The 5,505-nt window shown below is 41.4% G+C and carries 4 protein-coding genes; 2 read left to right on the top strand and 2 right to left on the bottom strand.

Features of this window, described 5'->3' with window-relative positions:
* The first annotated feature begins 207 nt into the window (after positions 1–207).
* Positions 208–2,442, top strand: coding sequence for a glycoside hydrolase family 3 N-terminal domain-containing protein (locus ACESM0_RS12465; protein ID WP_372906535.1), 2,235 nt, complete (start codon positions 208–210; stop codon positions 2,440–2,442).
* Between the two features lie 139 nt (positions 2,443–2,581).
* Here ACESM0_RS12465 and ACESM0_RS12460 read toward each other — a convergent pair whose 3' ends face one another.
* Positions 2,582–3,253: a hypothetical protein gene (locus tag ACESM0_RS12460; protein WP_372906534.1), complete on the bottom strand. Its 672-nt coding sequence runs from the start codon at positions 3,251–3,253 to the stop codon at positions 2,582–2,584.
* A gap of 113 nt (positions 3,254–3,366) precedes the next feature.
* Here ACESM0_RS12460 and ACESM0_RS12455 point away from each other — a divergent pair, with 113 nt between their 5' ends.
* Complete coding sequence (locus tag ACESM0_RS12455; RefSeq protein WP_372906533.1) at positions 3,367–3,963, top strand: CPBP family intramembrane glutamic endopeptidase; 597 nt, start codon at positions 3,367–3,369, stop codon at positions 3,961–3,963.
* Between the two features lie 749 nt (positions 3,964–4,712).
* Here the strand turns inward: ACESM0_RS12455 and ACESM0_RS12450 are convergent.
* Positions 4,713–5,505, bottom strand: a 793-nt coding sequence (locus ACESM0_RS12450; protein ID WP_372906532.1) for an outer membrane beta-barrel family protein, incomplete at its 5' end; no start/stop codon positions are given.

Genomic DNA, 5,505 nt, shown 5'->3' with positions numbered 1-5,505 from the left:
AAAAGGCGGATAAATAATTCTTTCAATTTCAGAAGTTGATCAGCTAAGGTTAGGTAGTTTAAAATTGTTGATAAGACTTTCTAAATATCCATAATAATTAATTACATGTATATTCATATTGCTGCCTCGGGATGTTCATATTTTAAAATTTACAAATTACCGGCAATTCTATTTTTCAGTCTCATATTATTACTTAGTAAAAATTCAATGGTTCACGCTCAGCAATATTTAGATTCTTCCTTAACCGTAGAAGAAAGAGTAGATGACCTGCTCTCACGAATGACGCTTGAAGAGAAGGTAGGGCAAATGACTCAGCTCAATATCACTCAGATAAATCATGAAAAGGTACAGAGTGACGTGAACCTGGATGCTGAAAAGGCAAGGGATTTGCTAAAGAACCATTACATCGGTTCATTTTTGAATGGGGAGGCTGTACCTCCGGAACAGTGGCTGGATTATATCAATGAACTCCAAAAGATAGCTGTAGAAGAAACCCGGCTCGGTATTCCAATAATATATGGTATTGATCATATGCATGGGGCCAGTTATTTGGAAGGAAGCACTATTTTTCCACATAACATCAATCTCGGCGCTACTTTTAATACCGAACACGCACGGCAAACCGGCAGAATTACGGCTCTTGAGTCCGGTCCCTTAGGTCATGTTTGGAACTTTGCCCCGGTTTTAGATCTGGGAGAAAATCCGTACTGGCCGCGATTTTACGAAACCTTCGGTGAAGATCCGTATCTGATTTCTGAAATGGGCCGCTCGTATGTAGAGAGTTACCAAGGCGATCATGATCTTTTCCCGTATAAATTAGCAGCTACCGGTAAACATTTTCTTGGATACTCTGTGCCAAGGTCCGGTTGGGATCGTACACCGGTTGACTTGTCGATGCAGACAATCCATGAGTTTCATCGACCATCATTTCAAACAGCTATAGATGCCGGAATGAAAACGATGATGTTGAATAGCGGTGAGGTGAACGGAATTCCGGTACATGCATCCAAAGAGCTGCTTACTGATCTGCTTAGAGATGAAATGGGTTTTGAGGGAGTGATTGTTACAGATTGGGCAGATATCGGGAAACTTTACAATTTTCATAAGACCGCCCGGGATTATGACGAAGCAACCCTGCAGGCTATTGAGGCCGGTATCGACATGAGTATGACGCCGAACTCTTTGTCTTTTAATGAGAGTCTCTTAAAGCTGGTTAATAATGGATCGGTAACCGAAGAGAGGCTGAATGAATCTGTCAGGCGAATTTTGAAGCTTAAATTTGAACTGGGTTTATTCGAACATCCGTACCCATCCGGTGAATCTCTTGACGAAATTGGCAGTGATTCTCACAAAGCCCTTGCTTTGAAAGCGGCAGAGGAATCGATGGTGCTGTTAAAAAATGACGATGATATTTTGCCAATATCACAAAATGTTAAGAAACTACTGGTAGTAGGGCCATCGGCTGAGAGTAAAAGAAATCTGGCAGGTGGCTGGACACTTGCCTGGCAGGGTGCAGCTGAAGAGCGTTATCCCGAATCGATGAAAACCATTACAGATGCACTAAGAGAAGAATTTCCGAACTCAGAGATCATCAGTATGGAATCTATTGGAAATAAGTATTCCAAGACAAGAAAAGAGTTCAATGAATTAGCTGAAAGTTCGGATGCAGTCATAATAGCTGCCGGAGAAGAGCCCTACACAGAGTTTGTGGGCAACATTACGAATCTAAAACTGGACGAAGATCAGCTGGACATGATCAAAGCAGTCAACGAAACGGGTAAACCATCGGTGCTTGTTTTGGTGGCCGGGCGCCCAAGAGTAATTAACGAAATTGTGTATGATACGGAATCCATAATATGGGCGGGACTTCCGGGATTTGAAGGTGCCGAAGCGATTGCAAAAGTAATTAGTGGTCAGGTAAATCCAAGCGGGAAATTACCTTTTTCATATCCCCAGTTTGTTGGACATTTTATTCCCTACAACCACAAGCCCAGTGCTGCATACTATTTTGATGAAACCATCGCCAATGATATTGTAGTGGATAGTGAAGCTTCAACTTTTTGGGAGTTCGGTTATGGTCTAAGCTACACCGATTATTTCTATGAGAATCTGGAACTAAGTGATACGGCCATAGATGTAAATCAGCAGTTAACGGCTAAAATATCTGTGACCAACGAAGGAGATCGTGTGGGAACAGAAACGATCCTGTGGTATTTGACCGATGAGGTTGGGCGGATTTCAAGGCCGGTTAAAGAGCTGGTTCATTTTGAAAGGGTGACGCTTGAACCGGGTGAAACAAAAGAACTGACGCTAACGATTGATCCAGAAAACCAGTTGAGCTATCCCGGTTTTGATGGTGAACCCATTCTGGAAGAGGGGTATTTCACGGTTCAAGTGGGGAAAGAAAAAGCACGTTTTCAATTTCAAAGCCAACGTAATTGAGAGGACTTCCACTGTACCTGAGTTAGAATATTAATTCATAAAAAAAGGTTCAATAAATTTTAAAATGTTCATAAAATACACCCCTCTTGTCTCCCCTTATTAGGGGAGAATATTTCTTCTAAAAATAAGTTCAAGTACATCAATTAAAGAAGTCCCGAATAGCATCTTGAATCTGTTCTGAACCGCTTTCGGCTGCAGCTCTCAGCGACTGGTCAACCACATTCTCCGCGATCTCTTGAATCACATCTTCAACGGCCTGTTTAGCACCGCCCCGCCCCAGATCATTCAGCTCGATCTGTGCAATTTCGACCCGGGCCGATCGCTCACCTCCAATCTCTGTGTATAGATCAGCACTTCCCTCCGTCATTATAAAATGCTCGATCACAAGAGCCTTTTCAGTTGTCTCTCCGGCCGATAAAGACTCAATGTTATTCATAATGGTGCGAAGGTTGTTTTCCGGCATCTTCTGCTCCACATATATCGAAGGTGAATCAACTTCAATATTGTGCACTACCATTTCATCCGTGAAAAGAGAACGAATGCTTAATTCGAGACTAAAATCGTCTACTTCCAATGCGTATTCCTTTTCAAATCCTTCGGGGTTTTCTACGCGAAAACCACTAATGGTCCCGCTGCCGGAAAAGGGGGAGATTGAAACCCGTTCTACGGTAACGGCCGTTCCCGTCATTTCAGAACCAACGGTTTCGATGCCTGTTTTAACGATGGAGTCGACGGACATGGTGAGGACTAAAAAACCAATGATTAAGATTGCCAGAATTCCACCCAGTCCAAATTTAATTGCTTTGCTCATTTTTTGCTCGTTTAGTGAATTGATTCAGAGATTGATATCTGTATTTTAAGTCGTTTGTTTCAAAGTAGTAAATAGACAAACGTTTTTTAAAAAACTATTTGGCAAATTAATTCATGGAAGAAAAAAATCAATATCAGTTGGAAGAGAATTTAACGGGCAAAAACATGCTCGGGATGTCGCTGCTCTCTTTTCTATTTTATGTAGCTGTTTCACTGCTTCTCATCTATTTATTCCATGAAGGTGATTTCCGGGAAATTTTTGAGCACGGCTACTCCATTACCGTTCAAATGGCGATTGGTTTAAGTGCGGGTATTGCAGCGGCTCTCGTAGTAATGTTTCTCTCCTCCAGATCCCCAATTGCAGATGTACTGGATGATTTCACTCTTTTCAGGGTGATTGCCAATACCAAATTCTCACCGTTCGACAGAGTCCAGATCTCACTCTTTGCAGGCGCAGGGGAGGAGATCCTGTTTCGCGGAGCGATCCAGCCTATACTTGGTATATGGGCTACCTCTATCATTTTCATAGCCATACACGGCTATTTTAAATTTAAATCAGCCGGACACATTCTGTTTGGATTGATGCTTTTTGGATTAAGCATGATGCTGGGCTTTTTATACGAAATTTCGGGGCTCATTTCTGCAATGGCGGCGCATGGTATATACGATTTGGTAATGCTGGAGTGGGCAAAGAGGAGGAGGGAGGAGTAAGAAGTTTTAAACTCCGGTCCTAACTACAGGCACCTGAATTTGTGCTTTAATTTGAAAGGCAGAGCATATCTTAGATGATTGATTTCAATACATTTTCTCGGTAACGGGTTTCAGCAGAAGCCAGGGAGCATTCTGGGTTTTCTACATTGTTGTAAAGCTCCAATCCGCTTCGGAAATTCATCTTTGGCTATAATACATTTCATGCAGAATATTTTTCCTTAAATCAGATGGAGAGTCAGTAAAAGGGAGATTTCAGACCGGCAAATCGAATCATTTTGAAAGCAGTTTCCTCAATCATCGGACAATAACTTTAAAGCCTCCTAATATTCAGGTGAATTTTGCTGCTTTTATTAGAGCTCTTATCCTTTTAATTCGAATGAAGTTAGAGAACACTATTTTTTGGTTTGATGCAGTTCTGATAAATTGTAGGTAAGCAATAAGGAAATAGATAATTCTTTTCCTTAGACAGAGTGCAATGAATAAAACTTATTGAGAGAGTTGAAAAATCAGAGATAAGATTAAATCATCGAAGTAGCGTATGAGCAACGCTTCTCAACAAATCAACAGAGGATTTTGGCTGATACCCAGAATCCTCTTTTTTTTATGCCGTTTCGAATTAGATCCAGTGCCATTCGGCCTGTCTTTTCGCTTTTCTACTGTCCGTGCTATTATTTTTAGACTAGTCTAAATCGGGAACTGTACCGATTGAGGTCTTTAGCAATACTCAGGAGTTTTTTCAAATCTTTCGTTCAATTTGTAACCCTGCTCTGCTCTTCTTCAGAGCCGGTACTCACATTTATGGATTCGATTTTACTATTCCCGAAATTCCAGGTGAAGGTCAGCTTAATATTTCGTGAACCATAATCATATACGCCACGGCTATCCAGCTTCACGCTTGGGATATTTGTACTGTATCTCATTAAGTCTGTGTAAAAAAGATCATCCGCCGAAAGCCGTATTGTTCCTCGGTCTGAAGCTATTCTTTTCTGAATGCCGATATTTAATGCTCCCTGTGGTTTAAAATGTAGTAATCCTGCAGACCTTTTGGATTGGTAATATCCTGAAATTTCAAGTGAAAAATCCCGCGGCATGTCAATGATATTGGAGATATTTGCGGAGTAACTGTACATATCCTGGGTTTGATTCTCATCCATGTGGGCAGTTTTAAATACCTGATACTGCCCGGATACGTTCGCTCGCATTTCCCACCAGGTGGTAAAATAGACCGGCAGGCTGGTGTTAATAGCATAGGTTCGGAAATAGCCTAGGTTTTGTGTTTTGTAAACTTGCTCATTCGTATTTTGATTGATCTCAGGCTGAAAGGCTACAATTCCATCTCTTGTATAGCTGTATTGCAGTGAGAGCAGAAACTGCTTATGATTGTAATCCAGTTTCAGTGCATCACTGATTGCGGGGTCTAAATCAGGATTGCCCGATAGGAACGTATTGGGATCCAAAAAGAAGACGAATGGTGCAAGATCATTAAAGCTTGGCCGGGTAATTCTGCGAGAATACGAGAAGCCAATACTTTTTTCATTTGGA

It is taken from the genome of Rhodohalobacter sp., from assembly GCF_041686455.1.
Taxonomy (GTDB): Bacteria; Bacteroidota; Rhodothermia; order Balneolales; family Balneolaceae; genus Rhodohalobacter.
The sequence above is the reverse complement of the archived record's forward strand: the minus strand, read 5'-3'. Positions and strand labels throughout refer to the sequence as shown.